Source organism: Stenotrophomonas mori (genome assembly GCF_023556335.1).
Lineage (GTDB): Bacteria > Pseudomonadota > Gammaproteobacteria > Xanthomonadales > Xanthomonadaceae > Stenotrophomonas > Stenotrophomonas mori.
In genome coordinates, this window is sequence record NZ_JAIKTS010000001.1 from 271,312 (window position 1) to 288,539 (window position 17,228).

The 17,228-nt window shown below is 71.7% G+C and carries 23 protein-coding genes; 13 read left to right on the forward strand and 10 right to left on the reverse strand.

Annotated elements, in window-relative coordinates; translation table 11 throughout:
- Positions 1–266 precede the first annotated feature (266 nt).
- Together K5L01_RS01210 and K5L01_RS01215 are read right to left on the reverse strand one after the other, a co-directional pair.
- Positions 267–977, reverse strand: coding sequence for an rRNA pseudouridine synthase (locus tag K5L01_RS01210; protein WP_250061191.1), 711 nt, complete (start codon positions 975–977; stop codon positions 267–269).
- Positions 978–1,041: 64 nt separating this feature from the next.
- On the reverse strand, positions 1,042–1,539 hold the full coding sequence (locus tag K5L01_RS01215) for a M48 metallopeptidase family protein (protein WP_250061193.1): 498 nt from the start codon (positions 1,537–1,539) through the stop codon (positions 1,042–1,044).
- Between the two features lie 65 nt (positions 1,540–1,604).
- On the opposite strand from K5L01_RS01215, the gene K5L01_RS01220 reads away from it, so the two are divergent.
- Both K5L01_RS01220 and K5L01_RS01225 read left to right on the forward strand, forming a co-directional pair.
- Complete coding sequence (locus K5L01_RS01220; protein WP_250061195.1) at positions 1,605–2,162, forward strand: DUF2058 domain-containing protein; 558 nt, start codon at positions 1,605–1,607, stop codon at positions 2,160–2,162.
- Between the two features lie 76 nt (positions 2,163–2,238).
- Positions 2,239–2,505, forward strand: coding sequence for a DksA/TraR family C4-type zinc finger protein (locus K5L01_RS01225; protein WP_250061196.1), 267 nt, complete (start codon positions 2,239–2,241; stop codon positions 2,503–2,505).
- A 33-nt stretch (positions 2,506–2,538) separates the two neighbouring features.
- On the opposite strand, the gene K5L01_RS01230 is transcribed toward K5L01_RS01225, so the two are convergent.
- Together K5L01_RS01230 and K5L01_RS01235 are read right to left on the reverse strand one after the other, a co-directional pair.
- Complete coding sequence (locus K5L01_RS01230; protein ID WP_250061198.1) at positions 2,539–3,120, reverse strand: mechanosensitive ion channel domain-containing protein; 582 nt, start codon at positions 3,118–3,120, stop codon at positions 2,539–2,541.
- A gap of 44 nt (positions 3,121–3,164) precedes the next feature.
- Positions 3,165–4,436, reverse strand: a complete 1,272-nt coding sequence (locus tag K5L01_RS01235; RefSeq protein ID WP_250061204.1) for an alkaline phosphatase family protein — start codon at positions 4,434–4,436, stop codon at positions 3,165–3,167.
- A gap of 122 nt (positions 4,437–4,558) precedes the next feature.
- On the opposite strand from K5L01_RS01235, the gene K5L01_RS01240 reads away from it, so the two are divergent.
- From K5L01_RS01240 to K5L01_RS01280, 9 genes are all read left to right on the forward strand, one after another.
- Positions 4,559–5,137, forward strand: a complete 579-nt coding sequence (locus tag K5L01_RS01240) for an RNA polymerase sigma factor (protein ID WP_250063399.1) — start codon at positions 4,559–4,561, stop codon at positions 5,135–5,137.
- On the forward strand, positions 5,134–5,655 hold the full coding sequence (locus tag K5L01_RS01245; RefSeq protein ID WP_250061206.1) for a hypothetical protein: 522 nt from the start codon (positions 5,134–5,136) through the stop codon (positions 5,653–5,655). The genes K5L01_RS01240 and K5L01_RS01245 overlap by 4 nt, the downstream gene beginning before the upstream one ends.
- A gap of 13 nt (positions 5,656–5,668) precedes the next feature.
- On the forward strand, positions 5,669–6,562 hold the full coding sequence (locus K5L01_RS01250; protein ID WP_250061208.1) for a DUF4097 family beta strand repeat-containing protein: 894 nt from the start codon (positions 5,669–5,671) through the stop codon (positions 6,560–6,562).
- 96 nt (positions 6,563–6,658) lie between these two features.
- Positions 6,659–6,991, forward strand: coding sequence for a zinc ribbon domain-containing protein YjdM (locus K5L01_RS01255; RefSeq protein WP_250061209.1), 333 nt, complete (start codon positions 6,659–6,661; stop codon positions 6,989–6,991).
- 358 nt (positions 6,992–7,349) lie between these two features.
- Complete coding sequence (thpR, locus tag K5L01_RS01260; protein WP_250061210.1) at positions 7,350–7,937, forward strand: RNA 2',3'-cyclic phosphodiesterase; 588 nt, start codon at positions 7,350–7,352, stop codon at positions 7,935–7,937.
- 43 nt (positions 7,938–7,980) lie between these two features.
- Positions 7,981–8,580, forward strand: coding sequence for an HD domain-containing protein (locus K5L01_RS01265; protein ID WP_250061212.1), 600 nt, complete (start codon positions 7,981–7,983; stop codon positions 8,578–8,580).
- A 118-nt stretch (positions 8,581–8,698) separates the two neighbouring features.
- The gene (locus K5L01_RS01270) at positions 8,699–8,881 is read left to right on the forward strand and encodes an oxidoreductase-like domain-containing protein (protein ID WP_250061214.1); all 183 of its coding nucleotides are present in this window, start codon (positions 8,699–8,701) and stop codon (positions 8,879–8,881) included.
- 75 nt (positions 8,882–8,956) lie between these two features.
- On the forward strand, positions 8,957–9,574 hold the full coding sequence (locus tag K5L01_RS01275) for a DUF998 domain-containing protein (protein WP_250061216.1): 618 nt from the start codon (positions 8,957–8,959) through the stop codon (positions 9,572–9,574).
- A gap of 77 nt (positions 9,575–9,651) precedes the next feature.
- Positions 9,652–9,999, forward strand: a complete 348-nt coding sequence (locus tag K5L01_RS01280) for a RidA family protein (protein ID WP_250061218.1) — start codon at positions 9,652–9,654, stop codon at positions 9,997–9,999.
- A gap of 32 nt (positions 10,000–10,031) precedes the next feature.
- On the opposite strand, the gene rnfB is transcribed toward K5L01_RS01280, so the two are convergent.
- From rnfB to proC, 5 genes are all read right to left on the reverse strand, one after another.
- The gene (gene rnfB, locus K5L01_RS01285; protein WP_250061220.1) at positions 10,032–10,460 is read right to left on the reverse strand and encodes an Rnf electron transport complex subunit RnfB; all 429 of its coding nucleotides are present in this window, start codon (positions 10,458–10,460) and stop codon (positions 10,032–10,034) included.
- 129 nt (positions 10,461–10,589) lie between these two features.
- Positions 10,590–10,952, reverse strand: a complete 363-nt coding sequence (locus K5L01_RS01290; RefSeq protein ID WP_250061222.1) for a GFA family protein — start codon at positions 10,950–10,952, stop codon at positions 10,590–10,592.
- A 190-nt stretch (positions 10,953–11,142) separates the two neighbouring features.
- On the reverse strand, positions 11,143–11,550 hold the full coding sequence (locus K5L01_RS01295) for a hypothetical protein (RefSeq protein ID WP_250061224.1): 408 nt from the start codon (positions 11,548–11,550) through the stop codon (positions 11,143–11,145).
- A 64-nt stretch (positions 11,551–11,614) separates the two neighbouring features.
- Positions 11,615–13,069 carry a phosphatase domain-containing putative toxin gene (locus tag K5L01_RS01300; protein ID WP_250061227.1) on the reverse strand — a complete coding sequence of 485 codons (1,455 nt, stop codon included), beginning with the start codon at positions 13,067–13,069 and terminating at the stop codon, positions 11,615–11,617.
- Positions 13,070–13,262: 193 nt separating this feature from the next.
- Positions 13,263–14,099 (reverse strand): pyrroline-5-carboxylate reductase, encoded by an 837-nt coding sequence (proC, locus tag K5L01_RS01305; RefSeq protein ID WP_250061229.1) that lies wholly within the window; start codon positions 14,097–14,099, stop codon positions 13,263–13,265.
- A gap of 242 nt (positions 14,100–14,341) precedes the next feature.
- On the opposite strand from proC, the gene K5L01_RS01310 reads away from it, so the two are divergent.
- Entirely contained in the window at positions 14,342–15,379 is a 1,038-nt protein-coding gene (locus K5L01_RS01310; protein WP_250061231.1) for a type IV pilus twitching motility protein PilT, read from the forward strand.
- Between the two features lie 100 nt (positions 15,380–15,479).
- Positions 15,480–16,610 (forward strand): PilT/PilU family type 4a pilus ATPase, encoded by a 1,131-nt coding sequence (locus K5L01_RS01315; protein ID WP_250061233.1) that lies wholly within the window; start codon positions 15,480–15,482, stop codon positions 16,608–16,610.
- Between the two features lie 19 nt (positions 16,611–16,629).
- Here the strand turns inward: K5L01_RS01315 and K5L01_RS01320 are convergent, their stop codons facing one another.
- A complete protein-coding gene (locus tag K5L01_RS01320) occupies positions 16,630–17,166 on the reverse strand; it encodes a DNA-3-methyladenine glycosylase I (protein ID WP_250061235.1) in 537 nt (178 codons plus the stop codon).
- Positions 17,167–17,228: the final 62 nt, after the last annotated feature.

The following is a 17,228-nucleotide window of genomic DNA, read 5'->3' on the forward strand; positions in this document are numbered from 1 at the left end:
GGGCAGGGCCCCAAGCTACGGCCGGGCGCGGGTGGGCGTCGCGCGGGTGCGGGCAATCGTTGCCTGCCGCCGCGATGCCGGTCGTTCCGGGAGGGGGGGGCTGGCCGTCGCGGCTGTTGTCGCGCCGGTCGGACGGGGAGCGTTCCAGCGGGGCGGGGGGCCGTGCTGCGGAACGGGGAGGCGTCGTTGCCGGGTAGTGCCGGGCCTCGCCCGGCAGGGCCTGGCCGGCGATCCGCCCCGGCGGGGCGGCTGCGCCGGGGGGTGGTTCAGAAGCGCTGGCCGGAAGCGAGGTAGCGCCAGTGGCCATCCGGCATCCGGTTCAGGCCGATGCGGCCGATGCGCAGCCGCCGCAGCCCGGTGACGTGCAGGCCGACGTCGGCGCACATGTGCCGCAACTGGCCGGGATGCACGTCCTTGATCGCGAAACGCAGGCGCTGTTCGCTCTGCCAGCTGACCTTGCAGGCGGGCAGGGCGCGTCCCCGGTAGTCCAGGCCGTGGGCCAGCCGGGGCAGCGCCCAGGGGCCGGCTTCGCCTTCCACGTCGACCATGTATTCCTGCTCCAGTGCCGCTCCGGCCTCGAGCAGGTGGCGGCGCACGCGCCAGTCCTGGGTGAGCACCAGCAGGCCGCAGGCATCGGGGTCCAGCGGCATCGGCACCTCCAGGCGCTGGAAATGCCGGTGCAGCAGGCGGATGCCGGAGGCGTCGTCGGCGAAGCGGCGGTCCTCGCGCAGCAGGTCGGACAGTTCCGCATCACTGCAGCCGGCAGGCTTGTTCAGCAGCAGCGTCGCGGGCTCGGCCGGCTCGCTGGCGGCCCCGGCGGCAAGGGTGACGGTTTCCCCGGCCACCAGGGTCTGCGGCGCTTCCACCACCACGCCGTCCACGCTGACCCAGCCGCCTTCGATGTAGTGGCGGGCCTGCGCGCGGGAGCACTGCAGCTGTGCGGCGAGGTGCTTGTCGAGGCGGATGGGCGGGGTCATGGGGACGGGCGGGGACGGCGGGCGGCGAGTGTAGCGCCACCGCGCCGGGGGAGCGATGCCGGCGTCAGTCCGCGTCGTGTTCCAGGGCGGTCAGGTACAGGCGCAGGTCGAACTCCAGCTGGTGGTAGTCCGGCTCCATGTGCAGGCACAGCTGGTAGAAGGCCTTGTTGTGTTCGGCCTCCTTCAGGTGCGCCAGTTCGTGCACCACGATCATCCGCAGGAACTCCGCCGGCGCGTCGCGGAACACGCTGGCGATGCGGATCTCGCGGCTGGCGCGGAGCCGGCCGCCATGGTTGCGGGACACGGCGGTGTGCAGGCCCAGTGCGTGCTTGAGCACCTGCAGCTTGCTGTCGTAGCACACCTTGCCCAGCGGCACCGACTGGCGCAGGTGGCGCTCCTTGAGCGCCTGCACGTAGTCGTAGAGCTGGCGGTCGTTGCGCACCGCATGCGCCTGCGGGTAGCGGCGCCGCACGGTCTCGCCCAGCACGCCCTGCGCCAGCAGCTCGCGGGCGCGCTGCTGCAGGTGGTCGGGGTAGCCGGCGAGGTAGGTCAGGGGCGGCATCGGCGGGCGCGGACAAGGGCGGGCCGGTATCATGGCAGCATCGATCCGATCACGTGGCATGAACGATGGCGAAGGCGAATCCCCTGCAGGAGCAGCTGCTCAAGGCCGGCCTGGTCAAGAAGTCGCAGGTCGCCCAGGTGGCGCGCGAGCAGAACAAGGCGCGGCATGCCAAGGGCGCTCCGGCCGAGCCCAGCGAAGGCCAGCGCGAGGCCGAGCGCGCGCGTGCGGAAAAGGCCGAGCGCGACCGCGCGCTCGCGGCCGAGCGCAACGCCCAGCGCCGCGCCGAGGAGCTGCGCGCGCAGGCGCGGCAGATCGTCGCCGACCGCAGGGTGCCGCGCCGCGGCGAACTGGAGTACCGCTTCAGCGACGGCGCCGCGATCCGCACCCTGCTGGTGGACGAGGCCCTGCGCACGCAGCTGGCCGCGGGCATGCTGGTGGTTGTCCGCCACGGCGACGGCTTCGAACTGCTGCCAAGGCTGGCTGCCGAGAAGGTGCGCGAGCGCGATGCCGCGCTGATCGTGCTCGACCACGGGCAGCCTGACGATGCCCAGGCCTCCACCGGCAACGCCGAGGACGACGCGTACTACGCGCAGTTCGTGGTGCCCGACGACCTGGTGTGGTGAACGCGCGCCGGCGCCGTGTACCGGCGCGCGGGCGATTGCGCTAGGCTGGCCGCGGGTCACTACGGAGCAGCCAGCCATGGCCACCGGTTGGGCGGGCGATACCGCCGTTCAGGATCAGATCGACGCCACCGTCGAGGACGCGATCAAGCGGGCACGCAGCCGCCTGCCGAGCGGGCCGGGCCTGAGCCGGTGCGAGGAATGCGACGCGCCGATACCCGAGGCACGGCGGCGCGCGGTGCCGGGGGTGCGGCTGTGCGTGGCCTGTCAGCAGGCGCTGGACGCCGAGGAGTCGGCGCACAGCGGCTACAACCGCCGTGGCAGCAAGGACAGCCAGCTGCGCTAGCGGCGTGGCCGGTGGTCCGCGGCGGCCGGGGGCTCAGCCGTCGCCCTGGACCTGGCCGGGCAGCGCCGCGCCAAGCGGCCAGCGGCGCAGGCCGCGCTGGAAGAACAGGCTGTTGGGGATCTGCATCAGGGTGCCTTCGGCCGGCCCGTCGATTTCCTGCAGCGTGGTGTAGACCAGGTTGATGTCGATCACCAGACCCTTCAGCCCGGGTTTCTCGCCGTTTTCCAGTACCTCCAGGCGGTCGCCGAGGCGGAACGGGCGGCTGGTGAAGATCAGCAGCGCGCAGAAGATGTTGGACAGCACGCTCCAGGCGGCGAAGAACGCCACGGCGCCGACCGCGGCGAAGCCGGTGAACGCCGTCCACAGGATGGTCGGCGACATTCCCAGCTGGTCCAGGATCGCCACGACCGTGGCGCTCCAGATCACGAAATTGGACAGGCGGCGGGCGGCGACCTCCACCTGCGGCGGCAGTGTGTAGTGGGTGCCCAGGCGTGCCAGCAGCCGTCGGGTGAGCCGCCGCAGCAGCCAGGCCACCAGCAGGATCAGCAGGATGATCAGCGCGGTGTCGAACAGGCCGATCCAGGCGTGCATCCATTCGGGCAGGTAGTTCTTCATCAGGCGGGTTCCTTGCGGGAGGACGGTCGGCGGCGCCGCGGCGCTCAGGGGCGCAGGGCGGCCTCGGTCTGTGCGGGGTCGCCGTCGTGGTCGCCGGCGTCGATGCCGAGCACGCGTGCGAGCAGCGGGTACACGTCGACGTTGTCGATTGGCGGGATCACCACCCCGCGGCGGAACGCCGGCCCATGGGCGATGAACGGTGCGCGCATTTCCGGGAGCAGGTTGTCGTAGCCGTGCTCGCCGAGCAGGCGGTGGCCCTTGCGCTGCATCGCATCGCGGGTGGTGATCTGCCAGCCGGGTTCGCCGATGCAGATGTAGGCCGGAACCCGGCGGTGGTGGCCATAGTCGAACCGTGCCGGTATCTGTTCCCGCGGCAGGCACTGCATGTGCGCATGGCGTCCCAGCAGCTGGCGGGCGGCGGCTTCGCCGCCGGGCAGGGCGTTGAACGCGGCATAGGCGCCGGTCCAGGTGAAGTCCAGCCGGCCCACGTCCACCAGGTCGTCGAGGAAGACCTCCTTCTCGGGCCCGGTGGCGATCATTCCGTGGTCGGAGACCACCACCAGGTTCACCTGTCGCGCCAGGCCGAGGGCATCGATGCCGCGCATCAGCTGGTCCAGGGCCTGGTCCACCTCGACCAGCGCCTGGTCCAGCTCCGGGGAGTCGGGCCCATGGGCATGGCCCATGCTGTCGACCCGGTCGAAGTACAGGGTGGTGAAGTGCGGGCGCTCGGCGGCCGGCAGGGCCAGCCACTCCAGCACCTGGGCGACGCGCTCGGCGGAACTGACCTTGATGTCGAACGGCCGCCAGAATTCCGGGCGCGCACCGTGCACCGGCGCTTCCGAGCCGACCCAGAACATCGCCGCGGCGCGGCCGCCCTGCATGCGCACGCGGGTCCACAGCGGGGTGCCGTCGTTCCACCAGCGCGCATCGCCCACCGTGGCCGGGTCGAACATGCTGAAGCGCACCCCGGGCAGGGTCGGGTCGGTCATGAAGTTGGCGATCACCCCGTGCCGGTCCGGGCGCAGCCCGGTGACCAGGGTGTAGTGGTTGGGGAAGGTGATCGACGGATAGGACGGCCGCATGTAGGCGGCGCGCACGCCGTCCCGGGCCAGGGCGTCCAGGGTCGGGGTGAGGCCGCGTTCCAGGTAGTCGTTGCGGAACCCGTCGATGGACACCAGCAGCAGCGGCTGCTCGGCCTTGGCCGGCAGCCCCGTGTCGGTGGCGGTGGCGTTGTCGGCAGGGGCCCGGGCGGGGACGCCGGCACAGCCGGCCGCCGCCAGGAGCGTGCCCAGCAGCAGGGCGGAAAGTCGGAGCATGGGAACAGGGAGGGACGTGGCCAAGCGCTGATTGTCGGCTACCGCGGCGTGGCTGTCAGCCGTTCCGTGGCCTGCGGTGCGGGCGGTTTAAACCTTTTCGGCGCGGGGCGCATCCAATGGGTATGCTCGATGCCACCGTGACCGCCACCGCCCCTTCGCCGCCGGCCGCCGATGACGCCACGCTGGCGCGCGCTGCCGCCGGCGGCGACCGCCATGCCTACGAGTGCATCTATCGCCGCCACTCGCCGCGCCTGTATGCGCTGCTGTGGCGGCTGTGCGGGGGCAGCGCCGCGCGCGCCGAGGATGCGCTGCAGGACACCTTCATCCTGGCCTGGCGCCGGCTGCCGCAGTTCCGCTTCGAGAGCGCGCTGGGCACCTGGCTGCACCGGCTGGCGGTGAACACGGCGCTGATGGAGCTGCGCGCCAGTGCCCCGTTCGAGGCGCTGGATGCCGGCGCGGAGGCGATGGAAGCGCTGGAGCGGATGCCCGCGGCCACGCGCTGCCGGGCCACCGGGATGGACCTCGAACGGGCCCTGGAGACCCTGCCGCCCCGCGCCCGTGCGGTGCTGGTGCTGCATGACATCGAAGGCTGGAAACACCAGGAGATCGCCGAGGAGCTGCGGATGGCCGTCGGCAGCTCCAAGGCCCAGTTGCACCGTGCGCGGGCGCTGATGCGCGCGCGCCTGGGAGAAACCGCATGAACCACGACGACATCCACGATCCTCTGGCCGCGCGCCTGCGCGCGCTGCCACGCGAGCGCCAGCCACCGGCCGCGGCCTGGCAGCACATCGCCACGGCGATGGCGCAGGCGCAGTGCGAACGGCCGCCGGTACCGCCACCCGCGCGGCGGCGCCGTCGCCCGTTCGCACTCGCCGCCGCCGCGGCCGTGGGCGCGCTGCTGCTGGGGGCCGGGTGGTGGACGCACGAACAGGCACCGCCGGCACCGGCACCGCCACTGGCGCAGGCGCCGTCGCTGCAGCAGCAGGCCGACGTCCTCGCCCATGCCTACCACGGCGCGCTGGCGGCGATTCCGCCGGAGCGGGTCGCGGACGAGTACGTCCCGGCGCTGCACGAGCTGGACGCCAGCGCCGGCAGCATCCGTTCGGCGATCGCGCAGAGCCCGGAGGCCGCCTTCCTGCTCGATCAACTGCGGCGCACCTATGCGCTGCGCCTGGAACTCACCCGGCAGGGACTTGCCGTCACCGAATCATCTACTTGAAGGAGCGCGCATCATGAGGGTTTCCCTACGGTCGCTGTTGGCGGCAGCCGTCCTGCTGGCACCGCTGGCGCCGGCGCTGGCCCAGAGCACGGTCGACGAGCGCCGCGCGCTGTCCGGCGGCGGGCGGGTCGAGATCAGCAACGTCGCCGGTTCGGTGGCGGTGCGTGGCTGGGACCGCGACGAGGTGCGCCTCACCGGCAGCCTGGGCGAAGGCCAACGGCTGGACGTGCAGAGCAGCGCCAACCGCGTGCAGTTCAAGGTGGTGTATCCCCGCAACGGCCGCAGCAGCGGCGGCGCGACGCTGGAACTGCGGGTGCCGCGGGGCAGCGAGCTGCAGGCCGATACGGTGAGCGCGGCGCTGGACATCGCCGCGGTCGATCTGCGCCGCCTCCAGGCCAGCACCGTGAGCGGCGGCATCGAGGCCGCCGGCACCGCCACCGACGGCACCCTGGCCACGGTGAGCGGTGCGATCCGCTCGCAGCTGCGCACCCCGCGGCTGAGCCTGCGCACGGTCAGCGGTGCGATCACCGCCGACGGTGGCAGTGGCGGCGAAGTCGAGGCCAATTCGGTGTCCGGTGCGATCACTCTGGCGCTGGGCGGGGTACAGCGGCTCAATGCCGAGAGCGTGTCCGGCAGTCTTGGCGTGCGCAGCCAGGGGCTGCGGCCGGGTGGCCGCATCAGCCTGCAGACGGTGAGCGCGCCGATCACGCTCGGCCTGCCGGCCGACACCTCGGCGCAGCTGAAGGCCAGCAGCTTCAGCGGCAGCATCCGGTCCGACGTGGGCCAGGTGGAGCGCCCCCGCTACGGCCCGGGCAGCAGCCTGGATGCGCGCATCGGAAGCGGCGATGGCGACATCAGCATCAGCTCGCACTCGGGCAGCGTGCGGGTGGACCTCGGTCGCCGTTGAGGGCGGCCTGCGTTGCCGGCGCCCCGGCGCGCGCCGGGGCGCGGGGACGGGGCGGCTACAATGGCCGGTCTGTCCCACCCTGAATACGGAGTCGCCATGCCCATCACTTCCTGCCCGCAGTGCCCCTCGGAGAACGTCTACCCCGATGGCGCGCTGTGGATCTGCGCCGACTGCGCGCACGAATGGACGCCGGGCGAGGCCAGCGAATCCACGTTGGTGGTCCGCGACAGCAACGGCAACGTGCTGGTCGGCGGCGACACCGTCACCGTCATCAAGGACCTGAAGGTCAAGGGCTCGTCGATCCCGCTCAAGCAGGGCACGGTGATCCGCAACATCCGCCTGGTCGAGGACGACGCCGAACACATCGAAGGCAATTCGGACAAGATCAAGGGCCTGGTGCTGAAGACCTGCTTCCTGCGCAAGGCCTGATTGCCGCCGGCCCAGGCGCCGCCGCACGGCCATCCCGTGCGGCCTGTCCGCCCGGGCAGGAACGCCCCGCGGACGCCGGCGGTGGCCGGCCGCTCTCCGCCGCCGCCGGTGCCGGCCGCCGCCCTTCCGGGCCGGGAGGCGGCCATCCACAGAAGGTGTGGACGGCCGCTTGGCAAAGATGTGGATAACTCCGTGCACCGCTTGTGCCACGGCGGTTGCGCGGCACTGGTCATGTTTTCGCCAGGGGGCGGCGGCGGGACGGCCCCGCACCGGCCGGTGTCTGCTAGTATCCGCGCCCCAGGCGGGCCGGACCCGCGATACGCCGGTACGCGAGCGCCCGCCGGCGCTTCCTTCGAGCATGACCAAGTTCACCCCTTCCGCCGAGGCGCAGCTGTCGCTGGGCTTCGGTGGCGACATCCCCACCGAGCGGTTGTTCTTCGCGGTGATGCCGGATCCGGCCACGGCCTGGCGCATCGCCGAGCTGGCCGAGGGGCTGCGCGGCGACCACGGCCTGGGCGGGCGTCCGCTGGCGCAGGAGCGCCTGCACGTCACCCTGCATCACCTGGGCGATTACGCCGGCCTGCCACCGAGCCTGCTGGCCAAGGCACGGCAGGCGGCGGCGCGGGTGCGGCAGCCGGCGTTCGAGGTGTGCTTCGACGAGGTGGGCAGCTTCGCCGGCAACCGCCAGCACCCGTTCGTGCTGCGCAGCGCACACGGTGCGGACCTGCTGCAGGGCCTGCACCAGGCGCTGGCGCGCGGGCTGCAGGGCCTCGGCCTGCGCCCGGAGCCTGCCTTCACCCCGCACCTGACCCTGCTCTACGACAGCCGGCGCCTGCCGCCGCAGCCGGTGCAGCCGATGCGCTGGCTGGTGCGCGAGTTCGTGCTGATCCGCAGTTACCTCGGGCAGACCCGCTACCAGCTGGAAGGGCGTTTCCCGCTGGGCTGAGTGCCGCGTTTGCATGCCCGCTGCGGCCTGCGAAGATGGCCGCATGGACCTGATTCCCCTGACCCTGCCGCCGGGCCAGCTGGCCGAGATCGAAGCCGCGCACCGGCAGCCGCCGCGCGCCTACCACAACTTCGGCCACGTGCAGGCGCTGCTGCGCCATCACCGCGAGGTCGCCGCCGGTCCCGGCTGGCGGCAGCCGCGCGAAGTGGCGCTGGCGATGCTGTACCACGACGCGGTGTACGAGGCCGGGCGCGGCGACAACGAGCTGCGCTCGGCGCGGATGGCGCGCACCGCGATCGCGCACTGGCTGCCCGGTGCCGGCGTGGACGTGGACCGGGTGGCGGCGCTGATCGAACTGACCGCACGCCATGGCCGCCTGCGTGGCGATGAACTGGATGCCGATGCGGCCCTGTTCCTGGACAGCGACATGGCCATCCTCGGCGCGCCGGACGCGGTGTTCGATGCCTATGACCGCGGCATCGCCGAGGAATACCGCGGCACGCTTCCGGGGTTCCTGTTCCGGCGCAACCGGCGCCGTTTCCTCAAGGGCGTGCTGGCGCAGCCGCGCATCTTCTTCAGTGATTTCTTCCATGTGCGTTACGACGCGCAGGCGCGCGCGAATCTGCGCCGGATCACCGCCTGAGAGCGGTGCCTGCGGCGGCGGTGCCGGCCGTGTGCGGGGGGCGGTGGCGGGGGCCGTGGCCGGCATGGCCTAGAATCCACGGTCCCCCTGTTTTGCTGGCGGCCGTGCCGCCGACGTGATGACTCCGAGCCAGATTCCCGATCCGGACCCGCGGCCGGTGCCGCCGGAGGAGCCGGGCCCCAACGAATGCTGCGGCAGTGGCTGCCCGCTGTGCGTGCTGGACCTGTACGCCGATGAGCTGGTGCGCTACCGGCAGGCGCTGGCGGCCTGGAAGCAGCGGCACCCGGACGCCGCGGACTGAGGCCGCGCCGGTGTACGCGGTGATAATGCGGGTCCTGCCGGACGCCTGGAGCCGCCCGTGGCCGATGCCCCTCCCGTGACTGCCTGGACGTCCGTGCGCCTGGCCGCGCTGACGGCGCTGGCCGCGGTCGTGCTGTTCGCCGCGACCGCGCTCTGGCTGCAGGTCGCGCGCACCGACCTGGACTGGGTCCATGCCACGCTCAGCCTCTACCTGCACGGCCCGCACGGGGGGTGGCTGCGGGCGGTGTACTGCCTGCTGGCCGCGGCGATCGTGCTGTTGGCCGTGGCACTGCACGTGCAGGCGCAGGGGCCGGCGCGGCGCGGCCTGCCGCTGGCGCTGTTCTGCACCGGAGCGCTGGGGCTGGCCGCGGTGGCGATCGGCGACAGCTGGCTGCCCGGGCGCGCGCCGGTGCTGGCCATCGCGGTGCATGCGCTGGCGGCGCAGACGGCGTTCCTGTGCGCCACCGTGGCGATGCTGGTGCAGGCCTGGTGCTTTTCCCGCGATGGGCGCTGGCACGGCTTCCACCGGTTCGCCTGGGCAGGGGCCTGGCTGGCCTTTGCCGGGCTGTGGGTGCACGTGCTCTGGCGTGCCACGCCGCGGGGACTCGGGCAGAAGGCGGTGATCGCGCTGGTGCTGGCCTGGCTGGCGGCGGTGGCCTGGCGGCTGCTGCGGATGCCGCCGCGGCGGCACTGAAGCGCGACGCGCACGGACACGCGCCGTTGCCGCGCCGCGGGGGCACAATGGCGGTCCCAACCTTCCAGGGAATCCCCATGATCGAACGTTTCGATACCGGTCCGCGCATGTCGGAAATGACCATCTACCACGGCGTGGCCTACCTGTCCGGGCAGGTCCCGGAGGACACCGATGCGGACATCGTCGGCCAGACCGAGCAGGTGCTGCAGGCGATCGACGAACTGCTGCGGCTGGCGCCCACCGACAAGACCCAGATCCTGCGCGCGGAGATCTTCCTGGCCGACATCGCCGACTTCGCCGGCATGAACGAAGCCTGGGACCGGTGGATGCCGGAGGGGGTCGCGCCGGCGCGCGCTACCGTGCAGGCGGCCCTGGCCAACCCGGACTGGAAGATCGAGATCGTGATCACCGCCGCGGTGCCCTGAGCCGTGTTCCGGCGGCGCCGTGGCGGGCGCCGCTAGCGGGCGTGCAGCTCGATGCAGTCCACCGGACAGGGCGGCAGGCACAGTTCGCAGCCGGTGCACAGGTCGGCCAGCACGGTATGCATGTAGCGGGCGCCGCCGACGATGGCGTCCACCGGGCAGGCCTGGATGCACTTGGTGCAGCCGATGCAGTCGGCTTCGACGATCAAGGCGACCTGCGCCGGTTTGTGCGCGCCGCGGCGGCGGTCGAAGGGCTGCGCCGCCACGCCCAGGATATGCGCCAGCGCGCGCGCGCCGGCGTCGCCACCGGGGGGGCAGTGGTCGATGCCGGCCTCGCCCCGCGCCATCGCCTCCGCGTACGGGCGGCAGCCGTCGTAACCGCACTGCCGGCACTGGGTCTGCGGCAGGACCCGATCCAGGCGTTCGATCCGTTGCTGCAACGAGGGGTCCGGTGATTCCTGCATGCGGGGCGTGTGGCGGTGCGTGACGGAGGGCGCGGCGCGCCGGCGGGGGCCACGGGCGCCCATGGTAGTCCCGCGGCGATGGCGCCGACAGTGCTGGCTGCGGCAGGCGCGGCCGTGGCGGGCCCGGCCTCAGGGCATGTCTGCGCCGACGCTGGCGCGCACCGGAATGCCGGCAGGGTCGAATCCCTCCAGGCAGAACACGTTGACGCCCAGGTGGTCCGGGGCGACGCGCTGGCGGTGGAACGGGTAGATGCCGCAGGTCCGGCAGAAATAGTGGACCGCGGTGTAGGTGTGGAATTGGTAGCGGGTGAGGGCCTCGGGGGCGCTCAGCAGCTGGAAGTCGCGCTCGTGGACCTTGACCATCAAGGCGTTCCGGCGACGGCAGATCGAACAGTCGCAGGTGGTCAGCTCCGGGAAATCGCTGACGATCTGGAAGCGGACGGCGCCGCAGTGGCAACTGCCGTCGAAGCGGGTACGGGGGCGCGGAGACATGATGGCGGGCCGGAAGTCGAGGGGAAGCGGCCTGCGGGCGCAGGCCGCTCCGCCAGACTGCGCCGCGGGCGCCGGCCTGGCAAGACGGTAACCGGGGAAGGCGGCAGGGCCGTCGGGAGCGTGGGCGGCCGGCGAATGAAATGGCCGCCGGCGGATGCCGGCGGCCAGGGAGAGAAGCTGCCTGCGGCGGTCAGACGGCCGCTTCGATCTGCGGCATCGACAGGCGCGCCTTGGTCAGCGCCATGCCCAGGTTGGCGGTGCGGCGGCATACGAAGACCACGATGTAGTTCGGGTAGCGCTTGCCGCGCATGAAGATGTGGATCAGGTTCTCGCTGTTGACGATGATTTCCTGGAAGTAGCGCGCGCCATCGCTTTCGGGCAGCCCGCGGGAGCGCCGGAACAGCTGCTCGATCATGCGCACGTTGGCGCCATCGTAGAGGTCGGCGGTCGCCGCGGCGAGCAGGTCGAGCACTTCGCGCGGGTGCGAATCCACCGTGCGCATGGCCAGCAGCATGCCGGAGGATATGTCGACATAGCCGGCAGCAAGACACTCCGGCACTGCCGCGATGGAGCTCTGGATGGTTGCGTCGAGGGACATGGTTTTCTCTCCGGTGGTGCGGGGGGATGAAGCCACGGGGCTGCTGCCCCGCGGCATGGGGGATCTAGCAATCCGGCGCGCGGATCAGGAGGTTGGTTTCCAGTTCGTGCAGCAGGTCTTCCTGCACGCGCGACTGGACGAAGCCGGGTTCGATCGCGCGCAGCCGGCGCAGCGCCTCGTCGGCGGTCAGTCCCTCGCGGACCAGCCAGGCGCCCAGCACGGTGCCGGTGCGTCCCAGCCCGGCCAGGCAGTGCACCGCGACCACTTCGCCCTGGCGCATGAGCCGGTCGATCCTGGCCAGCAGCATCTTCATCCACATCAGCGGCGGCGCGTTGCGGTCCTCCACGCCCATGTGCAGGGTGCGCAGGCCATGGGCGGGGATGGCGGTGTCGGTCATCGGCTTCTCGGTGAGGTTCACCAGCACGGTGACGCCGACGGTGCGCAGCAGGCTGAGGTCGTGGGCCATCGGCAGCACCGCGCCGGGCATGGGGCAGCCGGCGAGCTTGCCCGGGATCAGCCAGTGGAAGCCGTTGGGCCCGCGGCTTGCCGGTAGCACCCCTGGGGGCAGGGGCGCGACGCCGGCGGCATCGACGGGGGCCGCATCGGCCGCGGCATCGACCCCGGCCGGGCCGGCCTCGCCGGCCGCACTCGCCGGTGCGGGGGCGCGGGGAATCCGCGGCGCCGGCGCGGCCATCGCGTCGAGCGTTTCCAGGTCCAGCTCTTCGGGCAGTGCGTCGAGGGCCGGCAGGTGGCAGCTTCCGGTCCGCAGGAACTGCGCCAGCACCGGATGCGCCTCGGGATTGTCGAAGAAGGCGCGGTTGCCGGCATCCACCTGGATGCGGCCGCCGGCCAGCAGCACCACGCGGTCGGCGATGGCGCGGGCCTGCGCCTGGTGGTGCAGGACCAGCACGCAGCAGCGCTCGGCGGCCAGCTGCCGCACCAGCTGCAGGAGGCGCTCGGCCTGGGCGTCGTCCAGGTCGCTGGTGGGTTCGTCGATCAGCAGCGTGCGGCTGCCCGACAGCGCCGCGCGGACGATCAGCGCGCGCCGCATCTGGTCGCGCGGCAGGTCGAACAGGCGGCTGTCCAGTGCCAGCAGCAGGTCCTGCTGGCCGGCGTCCTGCAGGGCCTGGCGCACGCGCGCCTGCAGCTCGGCCGGGGTCAGCGGTTCGCGGCCGCGCAGCGCGTCGGCCAGGCTGCCCTGCAGGGTCGTCGCCAGGTCGCGCGGGTGCTGCTGCACCAGTGCGGGCAGCTGCGTGGCCTGGCCCGCGGGCTGGCCGTCGAACAGCAGCGTGCCCTGGTACTCGGCATGGGCGCTGGTCTGCCCGGCCATGGCCTTGAGAAGGGTGGACTTGCCGGTGCCGGCGGGGCCCATCAGCACCACGATGCCGGGTGCGCCCAGGTGCAGGTCGATGCCGGCCAGCAGGGTGCGCTGGCCGAGCCGGATGCCCCAGTCGATGAAGTCGATGCCTGCTCCTTGCGTCGCCTCATCGAGGGTGGACGGGTGCTGCTCTACGGTCATTGCCGATCCTGGAACAAGGAGTCTTCCATGCTGCCGCCAGCAGCTTTTCGTAACGGTGCGGTGGTTGCCATCGAGCGTGAACCGCACGAACGATGGGCAGTGTCGTAGCTGCACTCACACTTGTCCATGCACGCGATGGAGTGCGCAGCCGTTGTGTGATGGAGGTTCCGCAATGGAACGTTGCCACTTGCGCTCATGCGTTTTGCGCCAGTTCGCGGCCACGCTGCGCGGCGGCCGCGACGGCCGTGCCGACCAGGGCCTGGAAGCCGCCCGCGGCCAGGGTTTCCAGCGCCGCCTGGGTGGTGCCGTTGGGCGAGGTGACCGCTTCGCGCAGGGCGCCGGCGCTCTGCCCGCTTTCGGCGAGCATGCGTGCTGCGCCGAGGACCGTCTGCACCACCATCTGCCGCGCGGCCTCCGCGTCCAGGCCCTGCGTCCGTGCGGCCGCCTCCATGGCTTCGGCCAGGGCGAAAACATAGGCCGGGCCGCTGCCGGATACCGCGGTGACCGCGTCCATCAGCGTTTCGTCGTCGATCCAGCGGGTCTGCCCGGCGGTGGCGAGGATCGCCTGCGCGGCCTGGCGCCGGCCGTGGTCGACGTCGGCGCCGGCATACAGGCCGGTCATGCCGGCGCCGAGCAGCGCCGGGGTGTTGGGCATGGCGCGGACCAGGGCGGCCTGCGGCAGCCAGCCGCGCAGGTGGGCGGTGGTCACGCCGGCGGCGATCGAGACCGCCAGGGTGCCGGGCCCGAGCCGCGGCGCGAGGTCGGCGCATACCGCGGCCATCACCTGCGGCTTGACCGCCAGCAACAGCGCGTCGGCGCCCAGCGCCGCCTCGGCGACCGTCGCCGCCACGCGCACGCCGTAGGTCGAACGCAGTGCCTCGCGCGGTGCGGCCTGGGGTTCGACGACCTCGATGGCGGCCGGGTCCATGCCGCCCTCGACCAGTCCGGCGATCAGGCTGCGTGCCATGTTGCCGCCACCGATGAAGGCGATGCCGGAAGGAAAGGCGGGCGTGTCGTGGGCGCGGCTCATGGAAACCTCGTTGGTGGTCGGCAAGGGGAGGGGAATGCGGCGGCGCCGCAGCCCGGCGCGCAGTGTATCCAACCGGACAAGGCCGGCGCACCGGCGCCCGGCGGGCCGTCCGGCGGCATCCGCGGCGGCCGGCGAGGGCGCGGGGGCACCGCACGGGCGCGCCGATCCCGGCGATCACGGGGCTATACTGCGCGGCAGGGGAATCCTTTCCAGCCATCCGCAACCTCGGGGAAAAGCAGCGCATGGATATCGCTGAACTTCTGGCGTTTTCAGTCAAGAACAAAGCATCGGACCTGCACCTGTCCGCCGGCCTGCCGCCGATGATCCGCGTCGACGGCGACGTCCGCCGCATCAACATCCCGGCACTGGACCACAAGCAGGTCCACGCGCTGGTCTACGACATCATGTCGGACAAGCAGCGCCGGGACTACGAAGAGTTCCTCGAGGTCGACTTCTCGTTCGAGATTCCCTCGCTGGCGCGCTTCCGCGTCAACGCCTTCAACCAGAACCGGGGAGCCGGCGCGGTGTTCCGCACCATTCCCTCCGAGGTGCTGACGCTGGAGGACCTGGGCTGCCCGCCGGTGTTCCGGCAGCTGATCGAGCAGCCGCAGGGGCTGATCCTGGTCACCGGGCCCACCGGCTCGGGCAAGTCCACGACCCTGGCGGCGATGGTCGACCACATCAACAAGAACGAGTACGGGCACATCCTCACCGTCGAGGACCCGATCGAGTTCGTGCACACCTCGCAGAAGTGCTTGATCAACCAGCGCGAGGTGCACCGCGACACCCACGGCTTCAACGAGGCGCTGCGCTCGGCGCTGCGCGAGGACCCGGACTACATCCTGGTCGGCGAACTCCGCGACCTGGAGACCATCCGTCTGGCGCTGACCGCGGCCGAGACCGGCCACCTGGTGTTCGGCACCCTGCACACCAGTTCGGCGGCCAAGACCATCGACCGCATCATCGACGTGTTCCCGGCCGGCGAGAAGCCGATGGTGCGCTCGATGCTGTCCGAGTCGCTGCGGGCGGTGATCTCCCAGGCGCTGCTGAAGAAGGTCGGTGGCGGCCGCATCGCGTCGCACGAGATCATGGTGGCGACCCCGGCGATCCGCAACCTGATCCGCGAGGACAAGGTGGCGCAGATGTACTCGGCGATCCAGACCGGCCAGCAGGTCGGCATGCAGACGCTGGACCAGAACCTGCAGGACCTGGTGAAGCGCAGCCTGATCACCCGCAACCAGGCCCGCGAGTACGCCAAGGACAAGCGGCTGTTCGAGTGAGCCGCCGCCGCGCACCGCGGGCGAGTGCGTCCGCGGCGCGCCAGGGCGGTGCCGTTCCCGCCGCCGTTCCGCAGATCCACGGTTCCACAGGAGCCCGTTCATGAGCACCATCGACTTCACTTCGTTCCTCAAGCTGATGGCGCACCAGAAGGCGTCGGACCTGTTCATCACCGCCGGCATGCCGCCGTCGATGAAGGTGCACGGCAAGATCAGCCCGATCACGCAGACGCCGCTGACGCCGCAGCAGAGCCGCGACATGGTGCTCAACGTGATGACGCCGTCGCAGCGCGAAGAGTTCGAGAAGACCCACGAGTGCAACTTCGCCATCGGCCTGTCCGGTGTCGGGCGCTTCCGCGTGAGCTGCTTCTACCAGCGCAACCAGGTCGGCATGGTGCTGCGCCGGATCGAGACCCGGATCCCGACGGTGGAGGAGCTGAGCCTGCCGCCGGTGATCAAGACGCTGGCCATGACCAAGCGCGGCATCATCCTGTTCGTCGGCGCCACCGGCACCGGCAAGTCGACCTCGCTGGCGGCGATGATCGGCTACCGCAACCAGAACTCCACCGGGCACATCATCACCATCGAGGACCCGATCGAGTTCGTGCACCGGCACGAAGGCTGCATCGTCACCCAGCGCGAGGTGGGCATCGACACCGAGAGCTGGGAGGCCGCGCTGAAGAACACCCTGCGCCAGGCCCCGGACGTGATCATGATCGGCGAGATCCGCACCCGCGAGGGCATGGACCATGCCATCGCCTTCGCCGAGACCGGCCACCTGGTGCTGGCCACGCTGCACGCCAACAACGCCAACCAGGCGATGGACCGCATCATCAACTTCTTCCCGGAGGACCGTCGCAGCCAGCTGCTGATGGACCTGTCGCTGAACCTCAAGGGCGTGGTCGCGCAGCAGCTGGTGCCGACGCCCGACGGCCGGGCGCGGCGGGTGGCGATGGAGATCCTGCTGGGCACGCCGCTGGTGCAGGACTACATCCGCGACGGCGAGGTGCACAAGCTCAAGGAAGTGATGAAGGAGTCGGTGCAGCTGGGCATGAAGACCTTCGACCAGAGCCTGTTCGAGCTGTACCAGGCCGGCGAGATCGGCTACGACGACGCGCTGCGCCATGCCGATTCGCAGAACGAGGTGCGCCTGCGCATCAAGCTCTCGCAGGGCGGCGACGCCAAGACCCTGTCGCAGGGGCTGGACGGGGTGGAGATCTCGGAGATCCGCTGAGCCGGTCCGGCGGCGCGCGTCAGGCGCGCATCCACGGCGGCCGGAGGGCGGCGATCTCGCGCTGCACCGGGCAGTCGGCGCGGTGCGCGCCGGGCAGGTAGCCCAGGCTCATCAGGAACTCGCCGGTGATCTCGCCGCCGGTGAAGCGGAAGGTCTTCTTGAACAGCCGCACCCAGTCCGCGTGGGGCCGCGGGTGGTGGGCATCGAGCCAGGCGGCGAAACCGCCGTGGGAGCTACGCAGACCGCGGATCACCCCGGCGTTGTGGATGGCCGCCAGCACCTTGAGCCGGTTGCGGATGATGCCGGCGTCGCCCAGCAGGCGGGCGATGTCCCGGTCGCCGTAGGCGGCCACCGCCTCCACGTCGAAGCCGTCGTAGGCGCGGCGGAACCCCTCGCGCTTGCGCAGGATGGTCTCCCAGCTCAGGCCGGCCTGGTTGATTTCCAGCACCAGGCGCTCGAACAGCTCGTGTTCGGCACGCTGCGGGAAACCGTACTCGCAGGCGTGGTAACGGGCGTGGACGGGGTGGGCGGGAGCGGTGTCGCAGTAGCGGGACATGGGCGGGTGCCGGCGGGGGCCTGGACGGGATTATCGCGCCGCGCCCGCGGCGGGCGCCAACC